Annotated in this window: 22 protein-coding genes and 1 pseudogene; 21 read left to right on the top strand and 2 right to left on the bottom strand. The window is 37.0% G+C overall.

Going from position 1 to position 23,804, the window contains the following annotated elements; genetic code table 11:
* The first annotated feature begins 182 nt into the window (after window positions 1–182).
* The 14 genes from J2S17_RS01535 (at window position 183) to J2S17_RS01600 (ending at window position 13,792) form a co-directional block, all read left to right on the top strand.
* Window positions 183–764 carry a TerD family protein gene (locus J2S17_RS01535; RefSeq protein WP_307471577.1) on the top strand — a complete coding sequence of 194 codons (582 nt, stop codon included), beginning with the start codon at window positions 183–185 and terminating at the stop codon, window positions 762–764.
* Window positions 765–791: 27 nt separating this feature from the next.
* Complete coding sequence (locus tag J2S17_RS01540; protein WP_307471220.1) at window positions 792–1,370, top strand: TerD family protein; 579 nt, start codon at window positions 792–794, stop codon at window positions 1,368–1,370.
* Window positions 1,371–1,790: 420 nt separating this feature from the next.
* Window positions 1,791–3,062 (top strand): glycosyl hydrolase family 18 protein, encoded by a 1,272-nt coding sequence (locus J2S17_RS01545; protein WP_307471222.1) that lies wholly within the window; start codon window positions 1,791–1,793, stop codon window positions 3,060–3,062.
* A 96-nt stretch (window positions 3,063–3,158) separates the two neighbouring features.
* Window positions 3,159–5,408, top strand: a complete 2,250-nt coding sequence (locus J2S17_RS01550; RefSeq protein ID WP_307471224.1) for an AAA domain-containing protein — start codon at window positions 3,159–3,161, stop codon at window positions 5,406–5,408.
* A gap of 1,301 nt (window positions 5,409–6,709) precedes the next feature.
* A complete protein-coding gene (locus J2S17_RS01555; RefSeq protein ID WP_307471226.1) occupies window positions 6,710–8,788 on the top strand; it encodes a transglycosylase domain-containing protein in 2,079 nt (692 codons plus the stop codon).
* Window positions 8,789–9,079: 291 nt separating this feature from the next.
* Entirely contained in the window at window positions 9,080–9,274 is a 195-nt protein-coding gene (locus tag J2S17_RS01560; RefSeq protein ID WP_307471228.1) for a hypothetical protein, read from the top strand.
* A 63-nt stretch (window positions 9,275–9,337) separates the two neighbouring features.
* Window positions 9,338–9,877, top strand: a complete 540-nt coding sequence (locus tag J2S17_RS01565; RefSeq protein WP_307471230.1) for an HD domain-containing protein — start codon at window positions 9,338–9,340, stop codon at window positions 9,875–9,877.
* A gap of 132 nt (window positions 9,878–10,009) precedes the next feature.
* Window positions 10,010–10,135 (top strand): hypothetical protein, encoded by a 126-nt coding sequence (locus J2S17_RS01570; RefSeq protein WP_307471232.1) that lies wholly within the window; start codon window positions 10,010–10,012, stop codon window positions 10,133–10,135.
* Window positions 10,136–10,252: 117 nt separating this feature from the next.
* Window positions 10,253–10,687 carry a peptidylprolyl isomerase gene (locus tag J2S17_RS01575; protein ID WP_307471234.1) on the top strand — a complete coding sequence of 145 codons (435 nt, stop codon included), beginning with the start codon at window positions 10,253–10,255 and terminating at the stop codon, window positions 10,685–10,687.
* 62 nt (window positions 10,688–10,749) lie between these two features.
* Window positions 10,750–11,277, top strand: coding sequence for a mismatch-specific DNA-glycosylase (locus J2S17_RS01580; RefSeq protein WP_307471236.1), 528 nt, complete (start codon window positions 10,750–10,752; stop codon window positions 11,275–11,277).
* Window positions 11,278–11,280: 3 nt separating this feature from the next.
* A complete protein-coding gene (locus J2S17_RS01585; RefSeq protein WP_307471238.1) occupies window positions 11,281–11,628 on the top strand; it encodes a DUF4406 domain-containing protein in 348 nt (115 codons plus the stop codon).
* Between the two features lie 100 nt (window positions 11,629–11,728).
* Window positions 11,729–12,694, top strand: coding sequence for a S8 family peptidase (locus J2S17_RS01590; protein ID WP_307471240.1), 966 nt, complete (start codon window positions 11,729–11,731; stop codon window positions 12,692–12,694).
* 163 nt (window positions 12,695–12,857) lie between these two features.
* Complete coding sequence (locus tag J2S17_RS01595) at window positions 12,858–13,409, top strand: nucleoside/nucleotide kinase family protein (protein WP_307471242.1); 552 nt, start codon at window positions 12,858–12,860, stop codon at window positions 13,407–13,409.
* A gap of 65 nt (window positions 13,410–13,474) precedes the next feature.
* The gene (locus tag J2S17_RS01600) at window positions 13,475–13,792 is read left to right on the top strand and encodes an MGMT family protein (protein ID WP_307471244.1); all 318 of its coding nucleotides are present in this window, start codon (window positions 13,475–13,477) and stop codon (window positions 13,790–13,792) included.
* On the opposite strand, the gene J2S17_RS01605 is transcribed toward J2S17_RS01600, so the two are convergent.
* On the bottom strand, window positions 13,789–14,511 hold the full coding sequence (locus J2S17_RS01605; protein ID WP_307471246.1) for a metallophosphoesterase family protein: 723 nt from the start codon (window positions 14,509–14,511) through the stop codon (window positions 13,789–13,791). The two genes, J2S17_RS01600 and J2S17_RS01605, sit on opposite strands and share 4 nt — an antisense overlap.
* Window positions 14,512–14,799: 288 nt before the next feature.
* On the opposite strand from J2S17_RS01605, the gene dacB reads away from it, so the two are divergent.
* Both dacB and J2S17_RS01615 read left to right on the top strand, forming a co-directional pair.
* Window positions 14,800–16,284 carry a D-alanyl-D-alanine carboxypeptidase/D-alanyl-D-alanine endopeptidase gene (gene dacB, locus J2S17_RS01610; RefSeq protein ID WP_307471247.1) on the top strand — a complete coding sequence of 495 codons (1,485 nt, stop codon included), beginning with the start codon at window positions 14,800–14,802 and terminating at the stop codon, window positions 16,282–16,284.
* 269 nt (window positions 16,285–16,553) lie between these two features.
* Window positions 16,554–17,011 (top strand): annotated as a pseudogene (locus J2S17_RS01615) (GNAT family N-acetyltransferase).
* A 586-nt stretch (window positions 17,012–17,597) separates the two neighbouring features.
* Here the strand turns inward: J2S17_RS01615 and J2S17_RS01620 are convergent.
* On the bottom strand, window positions 17,598–18,131 hold the full coding sequence (locus tag J2S17_RS01620) for a YceI family protein (RefSeq protein WP_307471249.1): 534 nt from the start codon (window positions 18,129–18,131) through the stop codon (window positions 17,598–17,600).
* A gap of 228 nt (window positions 18,132–18,359) precedes the next feature.
* Between J2S17_RS01620 and J2S17_RS01625 the strand changes: the two genes are divergently transcribed.
* From J2S17_RS01625 to J2S17_RS01645, 5 genes are all read left to right on the top strand, one after another.
* Window positions 18,360–20,939 (top strand): DEAD/DEAH box helicase, encoded by a 2,580-nt coding sequence (locus J2S17_RS01625; RefSeq protein WP_307471252.1) that lies wholly within the window; start codon window positions 18,360–18,362, stop codon window positions 20,937–20,939.
* 25 nt (window positions 20,940–20,964) lie between these two features.
* On the top strand, window positions 20,965–21,960 hold the full coding sequence (locus J2S17_RS01630) for an LLM class flavin-dependent oxidoreductase (RefSeq protein ID WP_307471254.1): 996 nt from the start codon (window positions 20,965–20,967) through the stop codon (window positions 21,958–21,960).
* 35 nt (window positions 21,961–21,995) lie between these two features.
* Window positions 21,996–22,508 carry an SRPBCC family protein gene (locus J2S17_RS01635; RefSeq protein WP_307471256.1) on the top strand — a complete coding sequence of 171 codons (513 nt, stop codon included), beginning with the start codon at window positions 21,996–21,998 and terminating at the stop codon, window positions 22,506–22,508.
* Between the two features lie 373 nt (window positions 22,509–22,881).
* A complete protein-coding gene (locus J2S17_RS01640) occupies window positions 22,882–23,142 on the top strand; it encodes a hypothetical protein (protein WP_307471258.1) in 261 nt (86 codons plus the stop codon).
* 173 nt (window positions 23,143–23,315) lie between these two features.
* Window positions 23,316–23,723: a YxiH-YxzG fusion protein gene (locus J2S17_RS01645; RefSeq protein ID WP_307471260.1), complete on the top strand. Its 408-nt coding sequence runs from the start codon at window positions 23,316–23,318 to the stop codon at window positions 23,721–23,723.
* Window positions 23,724–23,804 lie beyond the last annotated feature (81 nt).

The raw sequence follows: 23,804 nt of genomic DNA on the forward strand, positions 1-23,804 counted from the left end.
ATTAAAAAAGTATAGGCAGACACTTAAGTATGTTTTCAAATTAATAAAGACATTTTTATTTTCCCATTTGATGACCATATTAGTTTACGATTTCCTTCAGAACGTTTAAACTATTAATGTATACATAGGTATTATGAATCTAAAATAAAATTAAGCAATTGACCAGAAAGGGTGCGATTAAAATAGCTATTTCATTATCAAAAGGACAAAAGGTAGATTTAACAAAAACGAACCCAGGATTATCTAATGTGATTGTCGGACTGGGGTGGGATACAAATAAATATGATGGTGGAAACGACTTTGACTTAGATGCAAGCATCTTCCTTTTGGATGCATCTGGAAAAACTTCATCAGATAAAGATTTTATTTTCTATAACCAGCTTGAAGGCGGTAATGGTTCAGTTGTTCATACAGGCGATAACAGAACAGGAGAAGGGGATGGGGATGACGAGAAAGTAAAAATCGATTTAAACAATGTGCCATCTTCTATTGAAAAGATTTCATTTGTTATTACAATTCATGATGGTGAAAATCGCGGTCAAAATTTTGGACAAGTGTCTAATTCATTCGTTCGAATCGTTAATGAGCAAACGAATGAAGAAATCATCCGCTATGATTTGGGTGAAGACTTCTCAATTGAAACAGCAATCATCGTAGGTGAACTATACCGTCATAATGGTGATTGGAAATTCTCTGCGATCGGTTCAGGATACCAAGGCGGCTTGGCACGTATTGCAACTGATTTTGGACTACAACTCGGTTAACTTAAAAATATATCAGGGGGTATGAGTATGGGGATTCAATTATCCAAGGGACAAAGAATCGACTTAACAAAAACTAATCCAGGCTTAACTAAAGTTATAATTGGTCTTGGATGGGACACGAACAAATATAATGGGGGTCATGATTTTGACCTTGATGCATCTGCTTTTTTAGTTGATGCGCAAAATAAATGTACGAATGATCACGACTTTATTTTTTACAATAACCTTCAACATCCTAGTGAATCAGTGATTCACACTGGTGACAACCGTACAGGCGAAGGTGATGGGGACGACGAACAGTTAATGGTTGATTTCCCTAAGATTCCTTCTTATGTTGATCGTATTGGTATTACGGTAACGATTCATGATTCAGAACTGAGACAGCAAAACTTTGGACAAGTTTCAAATGCCTTTGTTAGATTGGTTGATGAGTCTACCAATCAAGAGCTTCTTCGCTTTGATTTAGGTGAAGATTTCTCTATTGAGAATGCTGTTGTTGTTTGTGAACTGTATCGCCATAATAACGAGTGGAAGTTTAATGCAATAGGAAGTGGCTTCTCAGGTGGTTTAGCTTCTCTTTGCCAAAATTATGGTCTTTCAGTATAAAAATTCAGTAGGTAAGGAAGCCTCTTCCTATGAAGAGGCTTTTTTCTTTTGAGAAGAATTCCTAGCTTCGGAGGCTAGGGGCGAGCCACCTTCGCTTTTCTTGTCTAGCTTCGGTGGCTAGGGGCTCGAGGTCATAAGTCAAGAATTCCACAAAGGTAAAAACCAACCTTTCTGGAATTCTCGTCTTATGCTTGTCGCCCCTGGGCGAGCCACCTCCGCTTTTCTTGTCTAGCTTCGGTGGCTAGGGGCTCGAGGTCATAAGTCAAGAATTCCACAAAGGTAAAAACCAACCTTTGTGGAATTCTCGTCTTATGCTTGTCGCCCCTGAGCGAGCCACCTTCGCTTTTCTTGTAACTTGCTGTACTACAATATTCTTGTCCCTACATAGACTAATATATGTTTATTAAGGGGTGAAATATTATGAGTATACATGTCGTACAACCAGGTGATTCACTGTGGTCCATAGCGAATCTTTATCAAACCTCAATGAATGCGATCATTGAAATAAATGGACTTGAGGATGTAGAACAGATTGTCCCCGGTCTTGCTCTTTATATTCAAGATGATTATATACCCCCCCGTCATTACCAGATAAAGGAAGGGGATTCACTATGGCAAGTTGCCAAAACATTTGACACAAATATCAATGAACTCATTGTATTGAATCCAGGCATCCGTCAGTCCAACCTCCTCATTTCACAAATTATTAATGTCCCTTCCTCTAATCCATTACCAATGGAAACTTTAGGGTTTCTTTTTCCCATGAGCAAAGAGAATGCTGAAGCTCTTCTAAATGGCATTGCTGAATGCTTAACATATATAGCAATAGTCGCCTACACTTTTACTGAAGAAGGTACGGTTGTAATCGAATCAGCGGATGACACTGAATTGGTTCCTATTATTAAGCGCTTTAATATAAAGCCCTTATTAATGATCAGAAATTTTTCAGGTGGAGAGTTCGATGCAGAATTAGCTGGGTCAGTTTTAGAGAATGAAAGTAGGAGAAGTCAGCTGGTGCAGAGTCTTGTTGAACAAGTCACCGAGAAAGGCTACGGTGGTGTGAGCATTGATTTTGAGTTTATCCCACCGAATAGAAGGCTTGATTTCATCATTTTTTTGGAGGCTTTAAAACGCCAGTTAGGTGATCATCTCCTTCATGTAAATGTTCATGCAAAGTCTGAAGAAAATATAACCAATCGAATAACTGGAGGCTATGATTACGCAGCGATTGGCAGGGTGGCTGATATTGTGGCAGTAATGACAATCGATTATGGCTATCCTACGGGTCCGCCTGACCCTGTTTCACCTATCTGGTGGATGGAAGGTGTAATCCGATATGCGGTAAGTCTGATCAATCCGAAGAAGCTTCAAATGGCCTTACCCTTATACGGTTATGATTGGCGTGTGTCTGATCAAAAAACACAGGCATATTCCAATTTGGCTGCGCAGAATTTAGCAATTGTTGAAGGAAGTACGATAAACTATGATTTTGAAGCTGCAGCTCCTTGGTACCCTTACTGGAATGGAGATGAGGAGCATCTGGTGTGGTTCGATGATATTCGCAGCTTTCAAAGAAAATATGAATTATTAGATGCTTATCAATTATTAGGAACAACCTTTTGGCATATTAGGCTGCCTTTTCCACAAAACTGGCAATATATGAGGGACTACTTTACTATAAAGAAAAAATAGTAGTGATCAATCTACATCGTGTTAGTTTGTTTTCACCCAAAATTAAAACTATGTTATATTTATATGATCATTCTCTAAAGTTAAAGGAAGAACAACATGACATCTACAGCAGGTTATTTAAAAGAATGGCAAGCTGCTTTAAAAGCAGAGATCATATATATGAAAAGAATAGGAAGCAATAAATATAGAGTTTCTAATGGCAGAAGGCTTCAAAGAGGAGAAGTATACACATACTTTTTTGATACTTCAATGCCTGTAAAAATCCCTGTCGGCTCGAGAATTAAGGTTCAATGGGGCGAGAAAACCACAGATGGCCGTATCCTATCCTCTGAAGGTAAGAATGTAATTATTGAACTAACAGAAAACCTTGGTGATTTGCTCAGTGAGCTGACACTTATATATGACCCTTGGGAATTACTAGATGAATTGTTTAACCGACTGGAAGAAATAAAATCCAGTAAGCGGAAGCGCAATAGAATAAAAAGATTAATGGATCCATCGATGGAAGCGAAGCATCCTTCAGATCACTTCAAATCAAATGTTCATGAGTTGATTTTACGTTCAAAATATAATCCTGTTACATATGTATGGGGACCCCCGGGTACTGGGAAAACCTATACATTGGCAAGAGTTGCAGCAAATAAATATTTTAAAAATCAGAAGGTGCTTGTGCTTGCCCATAGTAACCAGGCAGTTGATGTATTGATGGCTGAAACATCTCTATTTATCGAAAATAAAAAGCGCTTAAATGAAGGCGATTTAATTAGATATGGATCACAAACGGGCGATGCTTTAGAAAAACATCGGCATCTAACCTCACAGCAGTTAATGGCCACCCATCATCAAGGACTCGCTGATCAAAAGGAGGCTCTTTTAGAAGAGCGCCGATTAATCAAACTGGATCTTAGCACTTCTTTCAGCAAAAGAGATTCTAACCAATTAATCGACATTGAAAAAAAGCTTGGAAGCGTAATGGAAAAAATCCGGCAAAAAGAAATAGAATTTGTAAAAGATGCGAAGGTAATAGGGACAACCTTGGCTAAAGCAGCACGAGACCCTATCATTTTTGAGGCAGAATTTGATATTGTCATTGTCGATGAAGCAAGCATGGCTTATGTTCCACAAGCGGCTTTTGCTGCTTCACTTGGAAAAAGAGTGATTATATGCGGTGATTTTAAACAGCTCCCGCCAATTGCTGCTTCAAGGCATCAATTAGTAAATAAGTGGTTGAGAGAAGACATTTTTCATCACTCAGGAGTGGCCAATTGGGTTAGCAACGGTACACTCCATCCGCATTTGTTCCTCTTAAAAGAACAAAGAAGAATGCATCCAGATATATCAGCGTTTACGAATAAGCATATTTATTATTCTCTTGTTGGTGACCACCCTTCTGTAGGTACGAAAAGAAATGACATCGCAGATCGAAAGCCTTTCTCGAAATTGGCTTCTATTTTAGTTGATTCTTCAGGCGCTGGGCAGTATTGTATGAAGGAAAAAAATTCTCATTCAAGGATTAATATATGGCAGCTATTATTAGCTTTTCAGCTAGTACATGAAGCTTATTTAGAAGGTAATCGATCTATCGGTTATGTAACGCCATATCGTTCACAGGCACTATTGATGGAACAATTTTTACAGGAAGTTTATGAAATGGAGCTGCAATCGGCTGATATTACTTCAGCTACTGTTCATCGCTTTCAAGGCAGTGAACGGGAAGTAATGATATTTGATTCGGTAGACAGTACACCTCAAGAAAGGCCAGGAATGCTTTTAATCGGGAAAGATAGTGACCGTTTATTAAATGTAGCCATCACTAGAACGAAAGGGAAATTTATTCACATTAGTGATCTCTCATTTATTCAGAGTAGAGTGTCAAAAAATAAGATACTGCGTGCACTTGCTGAACATCAGTTGTCCCACCAACAAGTTGTTTTTCCAAACGAAATTGGCTCTTGGGTCAAACACATGCATCCCAATTTAAAATGGATGTATGCAAGAAAACTGGATGATATAAAGGCAGATCTAGAAACAGCAAAGAACTCCATTATTATTTGTTTACCTGACAGTACTCATATAAGTAAAGAATGGATTCAAATGATTAATGAGAGAAAAGGTGGAGTAGAGCTAATCATTCTTAGTGATCGGTCAGTCCCCCAAGTTAATGGCGTAAAATGGGGGGGAAAGCCATTATCCTTCCCTTTCGTCCTCATAGATAAAAGTCTGATATGGATTGGTGCACCATTGGAAGCATCCATTGGTGTGTTACCCCCATATATTGCAGCAAGGCTGCAATCAAGGTTGATTGGTGACTTCCTTCTGCAACAAACGGATATGTCAGATCAATAATTTAATCACGTAAACATAACAGGGTCATTTCACATAGAAACAATTGTTGAAAAAACCCCGGCCTATTTCTCTTTCTGAGATTACAGGTCGGGGTTTTTATGAAAAGGTGCCTTAATTTGTGAAAAACTACATTTTCCTTCCGTCAGCATGCATCTGTTCATTTTCTTGTATTATTTAGATATACTGCGATGAACCTTCGATATTTAATATTGCATTACTCTCAACAAATGCAGCAACCATAATTAATAATAATGCCAAAAAGATCAGCAAAATCTCTTTTTTTAATATTTCAGCCAGTTGACTTTCCGTGCAAAAGTCCTTCTGGTAATAATCAATAACTATCTTAATAAATAATAGCCAGTATCTTAATAGAAAAAGAGGGGTGTAATTAAGGTATATAAGATGTTTGATGTAAACTTAAGGTGGAATGGATTTCACGCAGTGGCTTTTCGTAAACAAAATAGGGGATTTACATTGAAACAAAAAAAGACGCCAAAAGGCGTCTTTTTTCTACGTATTGAGGCGACGAGAATGCGCACCACATTACACATTGCCACTTAAGGCGTTCTGTCGACTTATTCAATTAGCTCATCGCTTTATTAATATAGCATGATACCACATGGATTTCAATCAATTTATTTGCATCGTTTCTTTTTTTCAACAAAATATAAAAGATCCATCGAAGTATCCTTTGTTCTATGCTAATAAAAAAGGAAATCCGGTAACAGAATTACCTTCTTTGAAATTCCACCGGCAGGAAGAACTAATATGGGAAAAATTGCATATATCCAATACTTACTGCCTTAAGAGTACCAAATGTCAAACCTATCTGTTATTGGAAAAAACGCATGCAGTAACTTAATATTAAGCATGAAAAAATCAGAGAAGAACTTGGCAAAAAAGTAATCTATTGTCAAGAAAATAAATGGCTGCGTCTTTCTCTTGTTTCGGATGATTAACGAGGGAGTTGTAACTAGGAAACTCTGGGATGAAAGGGTTCCCAGTTGAATAAGCCATCCAGGAGTTTAAGACTAATAACCGTAACGGATGAAGCATTTGACGAGCTTAGGTGAAAAACTGGCATTATTGCCTTATTTGAAGAATGGCGTGCTGAAAATGAAGCAAATGTAAAACTTCTTGAAACCTAAAAAATAAACACAACAATTCAAGAAGACATAGACATTAACTGTTAATCTTTTTTGGTGAAAACGAAACTTTTCGTATTGGTTTTACGTTTAATATATAATAATAGTAATATGAACTAATGATATGAGTGATGGGCCAATTGAAGGAGACCATAAATGAAAAAATTACAGCCAATTTGGGAAGCGATTAAAAGGTTTTGGAAAAAGAAGCATATAACACAAATATTATTATTGCTTTTATTAACTGTGTTTTTATTGACTATCTTATTTTTCGCGTTTATCGCCGTGAATGCCAATGTGGAATCGTTACAAGAAGGGTTAGAACAGTCAACGATCATTTATGATAAGGATGGAGATCCAGCTGCCAGTTTAGCAACGAACCGGACTGAGGGAGTATCTGTCAATGCACTGCCTGGTCATATAAAAAATGCTGTGATAGCAATAGAGGATGAACGTTTTTACCAGCATAATGGATTTGATATAAAAGGAATAGGAAGAGCTTTCTTTAATAACATATTTGCAGGCAGAATTACAGGTGGGGGAAGTACAGTCACACAGCAGCTTGCAAAAAATGCCCTATTAACCACTGAACAAACCTATCGCAGAAAAATAGAAGAATTATTCTTGGCAGTAGAAATAGAAAAGAAATACGAAAAAGATGATATCTTACAAATGTATTTAAATCAAGTTTATTTTGGCAGCGGTGCATGGGGGATTGAAAGTGCTGCAAATAAATACTTTAGTAAAACAGTATCACAGCTGACGATCAGTGAATCTGCTATGCTTGCAGGTCTGCTCCAGTCTCCGTCATATCTCGATCCTTATAAGAATTATGAAGGAGCAATGAAAAGGCGTGATACTGTACTGGGCAAAATGAATGAGCATAAAATGATCACAGAAGAAGAATACCAAGCTGCGAAAAATGAAAAGCTCCAGTTAAAAGAAGGAGTAGCAAGCTCTTTTGAACGTAAATATCCCTATTATGTTGATGCTGTACTGGATGAAGCTATTAATCAGTATGGCCTAACACAAGAAGAGATTTTTACAAGAGGGTATAAGATCTATACAGAAATGGATCAAAACATTCAATCCAGTCTTGAAAATGTGTATGCAAGAGATTCATTATTTCCAGCAGGTAAAGGTGGTGCACTTGTACAAAGCGGTGCAGTCCTATTAGATCCTAATAATGGAGGGGTAAGAGGACTTGTTGGCGGACGTGGAGACCATGTGTTCCGTGGATTTAACAGAGCTACACATATTAAAGCACAACCTGGTTCCACTTTAAAACCATTAGCGGTATATACTCCAGCACTTGAAGAAGGGTATAAACCAACTTCCATCCTTAAGGACGAGCCCACTTCCTATGGGGATTATCATCCGGAAAATTCGACTAAACAATATTCTGGTGATGTGGAAATGTACAAAGCAGTAGAAGAATCCTTAAATGTTCCGGCAGTATGGCTGCTTAATGAAATCGGTTTAAAAAAAGGGTTAGATTCGTTAGAAAGATTTGGCATCCCTCTTGAAAAAGAGGACGAATATTTAGGCATTGGACTTGGAGGCATGCGTACTGGCATATCCCCGTTAACACTTGCCGAGGCCTACTCGACTTTTCCAAACGAAGGCAAGAGAAACGATGGGCATTTAATAACTAAGATTGTTGGACCAACAGGAAAAACAATTGCTGAACGTAAAAAAACGACAGTCAAGGTTACCTCAAAATCCGTTTCAAAAGATATGTCTGCAATGCTGTTAAATGTTATGGAGACAGGTACTGGTTCGGGTGCGAAAATAAATGGTGTCCAGCTAGCTGGGAAAACCGGCTCGACTCAACTTCCATACAATGATGTAAGCGGAACGAAGGATCAATGGCTAGTAGGCTATACGTCAAATATTGTTGGGGCAGTCTGGCTTGGATATGATCAAACAGATCGGGAACATTACTTATCCAGCAGTACATCAGATAATGTCGTACCAGTTTTTAAAGCTGTAATGGAAAGCACATTACCATACGTTGAGGATTCAGGCTTATCAACAAAATCTGTTAATGAAACAATCAATAATGATCAAAGGCGAGAGCAAGTTGGTGAAGCTATAAAAGAACAGACGGACAAAATTGAGGGTAAAATAAAGGAAGAATTGCCAAAATGGAAAGAAACCATAAAAGAGGGTATGAATGAAGCAAAAGACTTTGGCAGGTTTCTTAAGGAAAAGTGGAATAATTTCACGAACTAACGGAGGACAGTACACTGTCCCTCCGTTTTTTTTACAGCAGTATCAGCCGTAAAACAAGCTTATTTTATTTATGGTATTCAACCATGAAGTACTTCTATTTGGATGTGGTCCTTGCTAAGCTTGAACCTAATTATTCATAAAATAAAGTATGTAAGAAAATCAAACAAAAAGGTGGAAATGACTCAATTAACCATGTAGAATGATACCTTATACCAAGTGATAGAACAATGCTAGCAATTGATAGCACAAAGATAGCGCATACTATATAAAATATAGCAGGGTGGGATAGAAATGCCGGAGTCTTCAAGAATCCAGTTGAATGTAAGGGTGAGCAAAGAAACAGCAAATAAGCTAGATGAAATTGTGGATTATTATCAAACACACACAAAATTAGGCAGAATATATAAGAGTGATGTCCTTACGGATATTATTGAGAAATCGTATGAAATTATGGAAAAACAAAAAGCTTTGAATAAAAGATTTTAGTCAAAAGATTAAGCCATAACTACGCTAGTTTCATGATGAAAATAATATAGGGAGGAATGTATCATGAGGGATGTCAGATTAACGGAAATATTCAATCACCGAATTGCGCAAAAGTATATTACAAGATCAGGGTTGGCACATGCGATTGCTGTAGCTTATCATGCTTTTCAACTAGCCAAAGAACAAGGCGAAGATGTAGATGCCGCTACAAAGGCTGGTTTCCTTCATGATATCGGACACTACACATGGTATAAAAATGGTAAGTGGGATTACGAGCTTTATCGAAAAAATGATATCCATGCAATTAAAGGAGCCGAGCGAGCACATAAATTATTGATTCGTCTCGGTGAAAACCCAATCAAGGCAAAGACAATTGCTTTAGCTATTTTGTTTCATACAGATTCCTTTTTACCTGGAGGAGAGGTTGTTAGAACGCCTCTACAATCCATCGTTAAACAGGCGGATGAAAAAGATGAAGAACCAGGTGGTGCGCATCATTATCGAGATATTAATAAAGAGCGCGCTCTTTCCAGCCTAGCCAGATTGGATAAGCTTATCGACAATTACCTAACAGAAATAGGAAAACAAAAACGTGTCGAATAACATAATATCCTTGTCATTTCCTGCGCTTCCTCAGGAAATGATGGGCTAACCAAATTTGTAGAAGGAAAAATTATCCTTGATGTGGAATTCATATATTATCTCCTTAAGGCTGGTGATAATATGCAAAGACGAATGAAGAAGCAAACTGTTAATACAGAAGAAATTAAATTTGGTCTTACAACGTTTTTCCTGCATGTATCATTTTATGGAATTGTATTATTTATTTTATTACTATTTCTCGATGTTTTTGGCCGATAAAAGAATAATTGGGAGGAAATTTCGCACAAAAATTTTAGCCATAATGCCTTTTGATTTTATTCCTAGCCGATTTAATGATATTATATAGGAGATTTTGAAATTAAAGGAGTGTCATAAATGGCTAAAAAAGGATACATACAATTACAAAATGGGGAAAAACTTGATTTTGAATTATACCCAAACGAAGCACCAGGTACAGTGGCAAACTTTGAAAAACTAATTAACGAAGGATTCTATAATGGATTAACCTTTCACCGTGTAATCCCAGGATTCGTTTCACAAGGAGGGTGCCCTTCAGGAAGTGGCACAGGTGGCCCTGGTTATTCAATCAAATGTGAGACAGAAGGCAATCCACATAAACATGAAGAAGGTTCACTTTCAATGGCACATGCTGGTAAAGACACTGGCGGAAGCCAATTCTTTATCGTTCATGAACCACAACCTCATTTAGACGGCGTTCATACTGTTTTCGGTAAAGTGACGTCAAATATACCGACAGTAAAAGCAATGAAGAATGGCGACGTAATGGAAAAAGTTGTCCTAGAAGACTAATAAAGTGAAAATTTAAAAGGGCCGAATAGGCCCTTTTTGTTTCTTTTTAGGGAGGAGATAGAATGGAACCAATAAATGATCATTTAGTACAATATCTTGATGTGGTTTTTATAGGCTTTAATCCGAGCATCAAGTCATCTGAAACCGGCTACCATTATGCGAATAAAAATAATCGGTTCTGGAAAATTCTCCATGAATCAGGTTTAACTCCCCGAAAATATTCAGCAGAAGAAAATGCCCTGTTATTAGATTTAGGTTATGGACTTACAAACATTGTCTCCAGGCCAACAAAGGCAGCAGATGAAATTTCGAAGGACGAGTATTTAGTGGGAAGAGAAGAATTGATTAAGAAGCTGAAGCATTTTCAGCCTAAAATTGCCTGTTTTGTTGGAAAAGGGGTTTATCAGCAATATAGCAAGAAAAAATCAATTCCATGGGGATTCCAAGAAATGTCTGTATTACCTCATATGCGTGATTTCGTCGCTCCATCCTCAAGCGGGCTTGTTAGGATGAAAATCAATGAAATTATCAAAATATATGCAGACATCCCAGTTTTTTTAGATAAAAATAGAATAGGGAAGAGGGTATGAAAAATGCGCATCATCACACTTTGTGGTTCGACAAAGTTCAAAAAGCAATTCCGTGAAGCGGAGGCTGCACTAACATTACAGGGGCATATCGTCATTAGCCTCGGTTTTTTTGAACAAGCTGAGGGAATAGAGGTTTCCAAAGCACAAGAAGAGCTGTTTGCGCGTATTCATTTACGAAAAATTGACCTTGCAGATGAAGTGCTAATCATTAATGTTGGTGACTACATTGGAAAGAGCACTCGATCTGAAATAGAATATGCAAAGAAGAAGGGGAAAAATATCGTTTATTATACAGATGTGGCTCCATTTACAACTTCTATCCACGAAAACATGGACCATTTACATAGATAAAAAACGTGACATTTATAACTATCAGAATTTTCTTTTTATTGCTATCCTTTAAAGGACATCATGCAATCGCTTCAATTAATTCTCTTAAGGAGGGAAAGAAATGGAGCAAAATGTTCATGTAATTCCTTATGTAGTTAATCAACAAGAAGAAACGGTTAACGAGGTACCAAAAGGTGTTGAAATGATTCAAGCATCTAAAGTTTGGTCACAGACTAAAGGAAATGGCATAAAGGTTGCAATACTCGACACTGGATGTGATATTGATCATCCTGATTTGCAAGGCAGAATCATTGGCGGTCGGAACTTTACAGATGATGATAACAGCGACCCAGAGCTTTTTGAAGACTATAATGGTCATGGGACACATGTGGCTGGCACCATTGCCGCAAATGAAAATGGAATGGGTGTAACAGGAGTCGCTCCAGAGGCTGATTTATTAATTGTAAAGGTATTAAACAAGGATGGTTCTGGACAGTATGAATGGATTATTGCCGGAATAAACTATGCGGTTGAACAAAAGGCTGATATCATTTCAATGTCTCTTGGCGGGCCTAACGACGTAACTGAGTTACACGATGCTATAAAAAATGCAGTTGCTCATCAAATTTTGGTAGTTTGTGCAGCTGGAAATGAAGGCGATGGCGATGAAAAGACTGATGAACTAGCATATCCAGGATGTTATAACGAAGTCATTAGTGTCGGGGCAGTGAATCTTGAGCGAATTTCATCTCCATTTAGTAACTCACATCCTGAGATCGATTTAGTTGCACCGGGAGAAGATATCGTATCTACCTTTTTAAATGGTAAGTATGCATCTTTAAGCGGTACATCGATGGCCACTCCACATGTAACAGGTGCTCTTGCCCTCATAAAGGATCTTTGCAATAAAGAATTTGATCGTCCGTTATCAGAACCAGAACTATATGCACAGCTTATCCGCAGAACAGTCCCACTTGGAAATTCGCCGAAGCTTGAAGGCAACGGATTTCTTTATCTCACTGTTTTGGAATATTTAGAAACGATTTTTGAAGCTGAGGTCAAAGAGAAACTTATTAACCAAGTATAATTAAATGGTTTCACATAAAATATATTAAGCTCAACCTCTCATAGCTAAACCGGTATCTTTAAAGGGTACTGGTTTTGTTATTTTTGTTGAGTTAAGAACTGGAGATACTTCTTTTTTATTGAATGTTCTTAACTAAGAGTATCTTTTTGGAAGGTGGGATGATTTGCAGAATAAACCATTAATAATATCTATCTCTGGTATATCAGGTAGTGGAAAAACCACGGTATCAAATGAGTTAGCTTCAAGATTGGGCGGGGCAAAAGTTATCCATTATGATGATTACGATATTGAAGGACCTGTTCATTTCGGTAAATGGGCATTGGAAGGTGGGGATTATAATGATTGGAACGTACAGCCAATAGTAAGCGATTTGCATTTATGTTTAGCAAACAAATCGATTGAATTTATTATTTTAGATTATCCATTTGCAAAACTCAATAATCAGTTGGAGGACTTGATAAGTTTCTCATTTTATATCGACACACCATTAGATATAGCAATGGCAAGGAGATTTTTAAGGAACCCAATCGATTCTGCTAATGAACTTATTTTAGATTGTGAAAATTATTTGGCTACAGGCAGAAAGGCCTATATGGTTATGGAAAACAAAATTAAACCAAACGCAGACTTTCTTATCAATGGTCAGCTTCCTGTCGAAGAAATTGCATTAAACATGGTAAAGAAATTGCTGCTGGGCATTTCATACGATAACTGACACTGCTTGAATGATATAGCATGTATTAGGTATAATTCAGTTAATAGAGAGAGGAAGGCAACCTAATGCAACCATTTACATCAAAGGTTATTAGTGTGATAAAAGATATTCCTCCTGGGAAAGTCATGACTTATGGACAGATAGCAGGCTGTGCTGGAAGCCCAAGAGGTGCAAGGCAAGTTGTAAGGATTCTTCATACAATGAGTAAAAAATATGAGCTTCCTTGGCACAGGGTGGTAAACATAAAAGGCGAAATCGCCATAAAGGATAGAGAGCATGCGGATTACCAGCAGTTTCTGCTAGAAAGGGAAGGAGTAAAATTCACCAAAAATCTTGTTGTAGATTTAACTCAGTATAAGACAGATACAATGGCAGAATATTAAATTGCTTTATATGTATGCAATATCTCTCCGGAATTGTTGATGACCATACCGTTTAATTGTCCGCCATAAACAGAACCGCCATCGATATTAATGTATGACCTACATGGACTAATCCAAATTTCATTGCGTTTATCTTCGTACAGTTCCTGTGTCGGAGTATGGCCAAAAACAATAATTTTATCTGTTTTATTTTCTTGATTCCATATGTTTCTTATCCAGACCATTTGGTAGGGATTTGTCTTCCGCCAATCTTCTAATGCAGGATCAATGCCAGCATGGATGAATAGAACGTCTCCAAATTCATAATATAACGAAAGTCCTTGCAAAAAATCGACCTCGGCTCTTCGAGTGCCCATTTTTCTGGCAATCTCTTCATAACTTGCTTCCATGATATTAGAATCGCCAGAAAACTCTATTGCTGTTGTATCGCCGCCATTCCTGAAATAACGGAGAGCATTATTATTAATTAAAGGCTCGGATAGATATTTTAATAGCATATCTTCATGGTTTCCTTTTAAAATGATTACTTGATCTCCAAACTCTGCTTTCAAATCCATCATCTTTTGTACAACTTTAAGAGAATTTTCCCCTCTGTCGATTAAATCTCCAACTATAATAAGCAGCATTTCATCTACATTCCAATTTTGCATGAGGTTCGTTAATCTAGTTACTTCTCCATGGATATCACTAATCACAAATGCTTTTTCGAAGTTATTCACTATACCCATCCCAACTTATAGAACATTTAATAACCTTATTATAGCAATTTTATCATTCGATAGGTGATATTCATGCTGCAGTATAATTCTTAACTTTATTTAATAGGATGAAGTAATAAATACCTAAAAATAGGTGCTGAATACTTGCTTCTTCCTAAGTTGAAAATCTCATTCTTAAGACATTAATTTCCCAATTAAATCACATCTATTTACTCATAATGGATATAAAGGAAAACCCAACCTTTTAGAGAACCAATAAGTATACAAATAAAGAAGGTGGTATGGACATTGAAAAAACAAATGAAATGGCTTCTCAGCTGTATGCTTATTTTCTCATTGGCGCTCATTCCTTTGACTGAACAGCCTCAATCCAAGGTTGGAGCAACTGAAGAAGGAGGAGCCCTTGTTCAAGAGTTGAATCAGCTCATTAATAATGATCCAGACCTGCAAGGCGCTTTGGCAGGAGTAAGCATAAGAGATGCTTCCTCAGGAGAACTCCTGTATCACCATATTGGAGATACTCGTTTAAGACCAGCCTCCAATATGAAACTACTCACTGCAGCTGCAGCACTGTCAACATTAGGAGAGGATTATCGCTTTAAAACAGAGGTGCTGACAGATGGTTCGAAAAAAGGGATCATTCTAAGCGGCAACTTATACTTAAAAGGGTATGGTGACCCAACCTTGCTAAAAAGTGATTTTGACCAAATGGCCAAGGATTTGAAAAAATCAGGAATCCGGATGATTAAGGGCGACTTAATTTCTGATGATACTTGGTATGACGATGAGAGGCTATCCATGGATCTAAATTGGAATGATGAAAGCTATTATTATGGTGCACAAATTTCTGCATTAACTGCTAGTCCTAATGAGGATTATGACTCAGGGAGTGTAATAGTAGAGGTAAAGCCAGGAAAAAAAGCAGGCGATCTATCTCAGGTGGTTTTAGAGCCAAAAACTGATTATGTGAAAATTGTTAATAACACCAAAACAGTCGCAAAAGATGGGAAAAAGGATATTGATATCGTCAGAGAACATGGCAGCAACACAATAAAGATTGAAGGAACCATACCGGTTGAGGCCTCCTCGTCAAAGGAATGGATTGCAGTGTGGGAGCCTTCAGGCTATGCACTAAGTTTATTCAGACAATCACTTGATGAAAATGGAATTGCCTTAATTGGAAGAGTAAAGAGTGGGGCAGCACCTGAAAAATCAAAAAATCTTTTGACCTTAGAATCCATGCCGTTATCTGAATTGCTTATACCATTTATGAAATTAAGTAATAATGGGCATGCAGAGACGTTGGTAAAAGAGATGGGGAAAGTGGTGAAAGGTGAAGGAAGCTGGGAAAAAGGATTAGAAGTTTTAGAAGATGAAATGAAAACTTTAGAAGTAAATACAGAGACTTTGGTTCTACGCGATGGATCAGGTATTTCTCATGTCAGCCTCCTCCCTGCAAATGAAGTATCACAATTACTTTATAAAGTGCAAAATGAGCCATGGTTTGAAACCTATTATCAGTCTTTACCAGTAGCGGGTGCTACAGACAGAATGGTCGGTGGCACATTGCGAAACAGAATGAAGAATTCGGCTGCAGAGGGTAATGTTCATGCGAAAACCGGATCAATCTCCACTGTCAGTTCTCTTTCTGGATATGTTGACACAGCGTCAGGTGAGAAGTATGCTTTTTCAATTATTCTCAACAACATGCTGGATGGATCTAAAGGGAAGGTAATAGAAGATAAGATTGCAGTGCTTTTGGCGGAGCAGTGAAATGAAAATAGAAAGATTTAACCAAATTCATTAAAATACGGACAAAATTGAGAAGTGTATAGAAGATAGAGTGAAAGGAAGTAACTAGTAGAATCCAAGATAAAAAGCCAAGCCTAAACACCCATTGTCAAGCAAATGGGTGTTTTAGTTATGAATAATTGACGTGGTTGTACTGTTTTATGGGAGAATCCAATATTATTTATAATCTCACTATTTGCAGTTATAATAAGAAAAGGATTGATTGGAAAATTAGAAAGTGAGATGGAAGAATGTCTCTTCACATAGGTGAAGTATCAGAAGACAATTGGCGCGAGGTAGCTTCCTTGGAAGTAGCCAAAAGTCAGCAGCAATTTATAGAACGCAATGCATTTTCATTAGCGGAGTCGCAATATGAGAAACTGGGCAAATCTGTTGCCTTAAATGATAATGAACCCTCATTGGCTATGCGATGTTTGGTTGGCCAGCTGATTTAACTAAAAGTGCTTGGCTGGATCGATTCATGATTGATGCCCGTTTTCAAGGTAAAGATTATGCTAAACGCTTTTTAAAGCTGTTAATACAAGAAATGCATCATCGATATTCCTGTGAAAATATATTTTTAAGCATTCATCCTAAGAACAACTTTGCTCAAAGTTTATATGAAGCATTAGGCTTCTATTTAAACGGTGAAGTGGATGATGCAGGTCCTGTTTTTGGTATAGTAATGGAATTAATCTTAAACCAATAATTTTAAATTCAGCATTTATTAATTATCTAATCGAATTGTTATTCTGATCAACAAATAGACTTTTAGAAGGCTTTTTTCAAAAAGATCGTTGTTTTTTCATAGGTTTTGATATGAAAAGCCATTGATAAAAAAGTTGATTGGAGCGGATGTGCGAGACTCCTGCGGGAGCAGCGGGACAGGTGAGACCCCGCAGGAGTAAGGCTCACCGCCCGCCCCGAGGGAAGCGAGCACCTGGAGAAGAAATCAACCACTATTGTAAAAGCAATAAAGTATACGATAACGTCTTTAGAAATCAAAAGTGAAAACTTCATACTTAAATAAATAATTTAGATAAAACGGTATTTGCTGACTTTAATTTATAAAGGATCATAAGAATGGAGCATATTTCGTCGTTAAGTACCTACCTGAAAAAAATATAAGCTAGCCTAGTTTTGTTTCACTTCACACAATCTAAAACATAAAAACCCCTGTATGGCCTTAATAGATGACAATGCAGGGGTTTAATTTCTAAAAAATATTATTTAAAGATTTCTCAAATAATCTTTAAATTCCTTAATAATCTGAATTAGACATCGTATGGCACAAATTATTCAGCTTTAGCTGCTTGAATATCTAATGAGATTTTCACTTTATCTCCTACAAGGACTCCACCAGTTTCTAGTGCAGAATTCCATGTTAAGCCATAATCACTGCGGCTTAAAGAACCTTGTGCTGTAAATCCTGCTTTTACATTGCCCCATGGATCGACACCAGATCCTTCATAAGTAACAGCAATCGTTTCAGACTTAGTCACACCGGAAATCGTTAAATCTCCCGTGACATCATATTCTCCGTCGCCTTTACTTTCAATTTTCGCTGACTTAAATGTCATTTTCGGATTGTTTTCTACATTAAAGAAATCAGCTGAACGCAAATGATTATCTCGATCTTCGTTACGTGTATCAATACTTGCTAAATCAATTGTTAATTCAATTGATGCTGTAGTTAAATCTTCAGGATCAGCTTCAATGACTGCATCGAATTGATTGAAAGTTCCTTTTACATTTGCAATCATCATATGCTTAATTGCAAAATCCACACTGCTGTGAGCAGAGTCTAGAGCCCATTTGGTTTTTGTCATTTTAAATCTCCTCCATTGTCTTAATTTCATTTATTTTTAATTCGAGATATCTTTATTCTAGATAAATTATATTTTGAATTCAAAGTAATGTCAATCATATTTTACTTATAAAAAGTGATTATTTGATTATTCTGTTTAAAACCCATTTAAAATCTAATAGTAGTGAACAATCCTCTGTTCGTATAAAATAGAAAAGATATAGTTAAGATTGTCAGAAGGGGATAAAAAATGACTCAGCTTGAATTGATTTATCGGAATGCATGTGAATACACAAAAGTAAAAATATATGAAGATATAGATCGCTGCGTGGGCAGCCTGGAACAACCTATAACCTTTAAGGAATATTTAACGATCCGTGGGGACTATCTTGAGCAATTATGGATCAATGTATGGCTCAATAAGGTAACAAATAAATTGTCTCAGCATCATAAGATACAGTTTCTATCTGAAAAAGGAATCGATGTTGAACAATCCAATCGAAAGATGATTAATCAAGTTTTTCGGTCTGAAATAAGGGATTACCATCTGTTTGATACGATTACATGGGTGAAAGAAACGTTCGAACACAACAAGGAAAACTGGCAGGAAAGATATGTACATGCCAGAGAACGATTTTTAAACGAGGAAAATGAAAGACTCCTTAAAAGGAAAAAGCATGATATTCAACAAAGATTAGAGGAAATTTCTGAGGATGTAATAACTGAACAGGAAAGCCTGCTTTATCTGGCTTTAAGGCATCATATTGCTCAATCATTGAAGAAGGATTTAAACACAAAAACAAAATATAGAGATGTTGATACGTTTACAATTGAAGAGCCTTTAATTGAAGAAGGACCCTTTCAATCAAAGGATTTTAAACGACTCTCTGACTTTTTTGATGAACTAACCGGGAACATTCACAAAACGATTGATAATAATCGCTGGTATTTTGAATATGAGGTTTATTACTATGTTTATGAAAGAAAATCCGTTGATTATTTAAATGAACAGCTACAGCAGGTTGTCCTTGAAAATCTGCCGGGTGATCTTTTTCCTGCTTATGAGGAAGTATTCTCTAAACCGTTAACAGGAAATGTCATCAAGCAAAGCTTACACTTTCTATTTGATGAACTTACTGAGCATTTCCTGGATGAGATTCAAGATGAATATATTGAGGACTTACTATCCATCTCTGATCTACCATTTGATTATGATGAGCAGCAAAAAATCTTTAAACAAAACATTATTGACAGAGAACATAAACGAGAAGCTGAGCTTGCAGAACAAAGAAGAAAGCAAGAAGAAGAGAATAGAATGCTTGAAGATATTTTTGGACAAGAATATCGACCTTCATTTGAAAAGAACATCCGCTATGTTCTTCATATCGGAGACACCAATTCTGGGAAAACATATCAAGCATTAGAAAGAATGAAGCAGGCAGAAAGCGGCCTCTATCTTGCCCCTTTACGGCTGCTTGCGTTAGAAGTATATGAAAAATTAAACCTTGAAGGTACACCATGTTCTCTGAAAACGGGAGAAGAAGAAAAAATAAACCATCAGGCAAGACACTTATCAAGTACAGTTGAGATGTTTTATGAGAAGGAATACTATGAGGTCATTGTCATTGACGAAGCTCAAATGATTACCGACAAGGACCGAGGCTTTGCATGGTATAAGGCGATTACGAAGGCGAATGCCAATGAGGTTCATATCATTGCTAGTAAAAATGCGAAAGCAATGATTCTTGGTCTTATTGGAGATGATGAGCTTGAAATACGTGAATACACAAGGGAAACACCTCTCCAAGTAGAAGAAGAAGAGTTTTCTTTTAAACATGTGAAAAAAGGAGATGCAGTTATTTGTTTTTCAAGAAAAAGAGTATTGGAAACTGCATCAAGACTGCAGTCAAACGGACACACTGTCAGTATGATTTATGGCAGCATGCCACCTGAAACGAGAAAAAAACAAGTGGAAAGGTTTGTTAAAGGCCAGTCATCCATCATTGTTTCCACCGATGCGATTGGAATGGGATTAAACCTGCCAATACGGCGGATTGTCTTTTTGGAAAATGAGAAATTTGATGGCACGAGAAGAAGAGTTCTAACTTCTCAAGAAGTAAAACAAATAGCTGGTAGAGCTGGTCGGAAAGGTATCTATGATACAGGGAAGGTAACCTTTACTAAAAATATTAAAATGATGAGGCGGTTATTGGAGCAGGAGGATGAGCCGGTTCATTGCTTTGCGGTCGCACCTACTCAAGGAATTTTTGAACGTTTCCAAAAATATTTTCGAGATCTTGGAATGTTCTTCGCATTATGGGATAAATTTAACAGTCCCAATGGAACTAAAAAAGCGGCGCTTGCAGAAGAAAGAGAGTTATATGAAAGAATTCGCGGCACTGAAATCGAAGCAAAGCTCCCAATTGCAGACCTTTACGGATTTCTTCATTTACCTTTTTCTAGGAAAGAACCAGAGTTAATTAAACAATGGGAAATGACGATGTATGCCATCATTGATGGATCAGAACTGCCTGAGCCTCAGTTGAAAAACCGCCATCTGGAGGACCTTGAATATTCATATAAAGCAATTGGTCTGCACTTATTATTCTTATACCGCCTGGATCAGCGGACAGAAGCTCTTTACTGGGAGAGAGTAAGAGCGGAAATCTCTGATCATGTGCATGAAAGATTGAACACGGATATTAAAAACCTGACTAAAAAGTGTAAACGTTGCGGGAAAACATTGGCTTGGGAGCATGAGTTTCAGATCTGTGATCAATGTCACGAAAAAGGGCCGGGAAGACGTTTTTCATATTACCGTAAAAAATAATATCGAAGAGAATTGGGGCAAGAATATGAAATTAAGTATACTTGATCAATCTCCGATTTCAAGTGGATCATCGGCATCCGATGCACTTGATGCCTCTTTGCAATTGGCAAAGCTTGGGGATAAGCTTGGATATACAAGGTATTGGATTGCTGAGCATCACGATTTACCCGGTTTAGCGAGCTCTGCACCAGAAATTATGCTGAGCTATATCGGTGCTCAAACAAATCATATCCGTTTAGGAGCAGGAGCCATTTTATTGCCTCATTATAAACCATTTAAGATTGCCGAAACCTTTAATCTTATAGGAACGCTTTTGCCGGATCGAGTAGATTTAGGAATTGGAAGGGCGCCGGGCGGATCTGCGGAAGCAAGCATAGCTTTATCAGGGAACTATCTAGAAGGTGTACGTAATATGCCTCATGCTGTAAAAGAACTATTACAGTTTTTGCATAATTCCTTCCCTCAGGAACATATGTTTTCCAAAGTTACTCCGACCCCTGTACCTAGGATTTCACCAGAAGTTTGGATATTAGGAACAAGTGAAAAAAGCGCACTGCTTGCTGCAGAAAATGGGACAGCTTATGCTTTCGGTCAATTTATGAGTGCAAAAGATGGCGCAGGTATTTTAAAGAAATATAAAGAAGGGTTTGCCGATACACATGCAGGAAAGACAGGGAATTCCTTGATCACAGTTTCAGCGATCTGTGCGGAAACAACAGCGCAAGCAGAGGGAATCGCCTCTTCCCAGTTTTTGTGGAAAATCCTATCAGATAGAGGAATCAAAACAGGCATTCCTTCGATAGATGATGCCAAAAATTATCGATATACTAAGCAAGATATAGAGAAAATAGCAGAAATGAAACAGAATATTATTGTTGGCAATCCTTTTGAAGTGAAAACTGCCCTGGAAAAACTGAATGAAGATTATCATGTAGATGAAATCATGATTGTAACCATTACCCATGATTATCAGGATCGTCTTCAATCCTATCAGTTAATTTCCGATCAATTTTCTAGATGAAGATATCTATTTTAAAGGCATGTTCTCTTAATCATATGAATAGAAATATTTTAGAAGACAACTTTGACATTCAAATGAAGGAGACTGTACAAATGCCGAGCTATCATCATCAAGAGAAAGTAAATGTATCGATTGAAAATCTATGGACCTTTGTCAGTGACATGAACAATTGGGCACCGCTAGTGCCAGGGTATATTGATCACCAAATTATCAATGAAAAAGAATCTACATGGGCTTTTAAGACAGATGTAGGTATTATGAAAAAGAAAATTGAACTAAAAGTTGATATTACCCACTGGAATGAGCCTAGCAAAGTCACATTTAACTTGACTGGATTAAACGAAAAATTCACTGGAGAAGGATTTTTTTCAGCGGTGATTAGGTCCTCGGATTCTATTTTAATGACTGGATTTCTCGAAATTAATGCAGATGGAATGATGGCGAAGATGGCGAATAACATCTTAAAGTCGTCTCTTCCTGAGATTACAACAGAGTTAACGAAAGCCGTTGCAAGAAAAGCAGAGGAACTCAATGCTTACCATCGATAAAATCTAAAATTTTAAGTAGTGATCTTCTCAGGTCTGAAATAAGTCTATACAAATATTGAGCACACCATTTATCATTGCTAATGGTGTGCTTTTTCATATACAAATTTTTCGGGGTTGCATGAAATATTTTACAGATTTGCTATCATGAAAGAGCAGTATAAGAGATATGATTATCCAAAATGATTAATTAAAAATCACTGTATCTGTCGTTGGACAATCAAGCTTCCGTTTAGTATTGATGATGAAAGTTTGAACTGATAGAACGTGCGGAATATTAAAGGAACTATGCCAATTTCTATGGTAATATCAAAATATAATCATAAAAAATCCATATTAGTGAGTAGATTGGACTGATAAAATAGTAAGCATAATCATGAATAAATGGATGGAATATTGTTTGAATTCGAATGTAGTTACTGGTCAAATAACAAGGAATGGAACTTTATTGCTAATCGAAAGTGATTTAGAAGAAATAGACTTTCTTTATCGACCGGTTCGCAAAAACAATTGGACAATTCGAATGTTTAAGGGTAAGAGCATTGAAACAATTGAATTAAAAAATGTTCCACTTAACCCCACTGCAGTAGACTTATTTACAGACGGAACAATACTTATTTACAAGGCCGCTGTTTAAAGGAAGGGAAAAAGACTGAACGAAATGCAAGGAGATACAATCCTAATGGCCGATTAATCAAGGCTTTTACATTTGGTGATGGTATTAGCCATGTACAAATTGACGAGACAGATACAATTTGGGTTAGTTATTTTGATGAAGGTATTTTTGGGAGTTTTGGATGGGAACAGCTTATGGGAAGTGCAGGTGTAGTTGCCTATTCAATGAATGGTCAAAGGTTATGGGATGGAAGTAACTTCGGAATAATTGATTGCTACGCATTGAATGTCGTGAACTCAAATGAAGTATATTTTTACTACTATGATGATTCTTTTCTTGTCCTTTTAAATGAAATAGAAGAATCTATCCGTTATCGCTTGGAAGGTAACACCCTCCAACAATTTATGTTCGATAAATCAGGGTTAATCGGGCAGGTCGATTCCAATACACTGAAGCGCCTTCAGATAAAAAATCGTACGATTACTTCAAAGGAAAAGATTAAGTTAAAGAATCATTATGGAGATCGTATCAATGGACCAGTTCTTATGAGAGGGAAGTTTCTAAATGCATTTGGTAAAGATGAAATCTATAAAAATCTTTAGAATTTAAAAATACATTACATATGCCATGAAGATCAGGTACTATTTAATTAAAAACTAACATGAAGACCCCCTCAATTAGAG

Origin of the sequence: Cytobacillus purgationiresistens (genome assembly GCF_030813235.1) — a bacterium.
In the GTDB taxonomy this organism is placed as follows: Bacteria; Bacillota; Bacilli; order Bacillales; family Cytobacillaceae; genus Cytobacillus; species Cytobacillus purgationiresistens.

Coding starts and splice junctions, on each gene's coding strand:
- J2S17_RS01540 (WP_307471220.1), top strand. CDS start 792: ATGGGGATTCAATTATCCAAGGGACAAAGAATCGACTTAACAAAAACT.
- J2S17_RS01545 (WP_307471222.1), top strand. CDS start 1,791: ATGAGTATACATGTCGTACAACCAGGTGATTCACTGTGGTCCATAGCG.
- J2S17_RS01550 (WP_307471224.1), top strand. CDS start 3,159: ATGACATCTACAGCAGGTTATTTAAAAGAATGGCAAGCTGCTTTAAAA.
- J2S17_RS01555 (WP_307471226.1), top strand. CDS start 6,710: ATGAAAAAATTACAGCCAATTTGGGAAGCGATTAAAAGGTTTTGGAAA.
- J2S17_RS01560 (WP_307471228.1), top strand. CDS start 9,080: ATGCCGGAGTCTTCAAGAATCCAGTTGAATGTAAGGGTGAGCAAAGAA.
- J2S17_RS01565 (WP_307471230.1), top strand. CDS start 9,338: ATGAGGGATGTCAGATTAACGGAAATATTCAATCACCGAATTGCGCAA.
- J2S17_RS01570 (WP_307471232.1), top strand. CDS start 10,010: ATGAAGAAGCAAACTGTTAATACAGAAGAAATTAAATTTGGTCTTACA.
- J2S17_RS01575 (WP_307471234.1), top strand. CDS start 10,253: ATGGCTAAAAAAGGATACATACAATTACAAAATGGGGAAAAACTTGAT.
- J2S17_RS01580 (WP_307471236.1), top strand. CDS start 10,750: ATGGAACCAATAAATGATCATTTAGTACAATATCTTGATGTGGTTTTT.
- J2S17_RS01585 (WP_307471238.1), top strand. CDS start 11,281: ATGCGCATCATCACACTTTGTGGTTCGACAAAGTTCAAAAAGCAATTC.
- J2S17_RS01590 (WP_307471240.1), top strand. CDS start 11,729: ATGGAGCAAAATGTTCATGTAATTCCTTATGTAGTTAATCAACAAGAA.
- J2S17_RS01600 (WP_307471244.1), top strand. CDS start 13,475: ATGCAACCATTTACATCAAAGGTTATTAGTGTGATAAAAGATATTCCT.
- J2S17_RS01620 (WP_307471249.1), bottom strand. CDS start 18,131: ATGACAAAAACCAAATGGGCTCTAGACTCTGCTCACAGCAGTGTGGAT.
- J2S17_RS01625 (WP_307471252.1), top strand. CDS start 18,360: ATGACTCAGCTTGAATTGATTTATCGGAATGCATGTGAATACACAAAA.
- J2S17_RS01630 (WP_307471254.1), top strand. CDS start 20,965: ATGAAATTAAGTATACTTGATCAATCTCCGATTTCAAGTGGATCATCG.
- J2S17_RS01635 (WP_307471256.1), top strand. CDS start 21,996: ATGAATAGAAATATTTTAGAAGACAACTTTGACATTCAAATGAAGGAG.
- J2S17_RS01640 (WP_307471258.1), top strand. CDS start 22,882: ATGAATAAATGGATGGAATATTGTTTGAATTCGAATGTAGTTACTGGT.
- J2S17_RS01645 (WP_307471260.1), top strand. CDS start 23,316: ATGGGAAGTGCAGGTGTAGTTGCCTATTCAATGAATGGTCAAAGGTTA.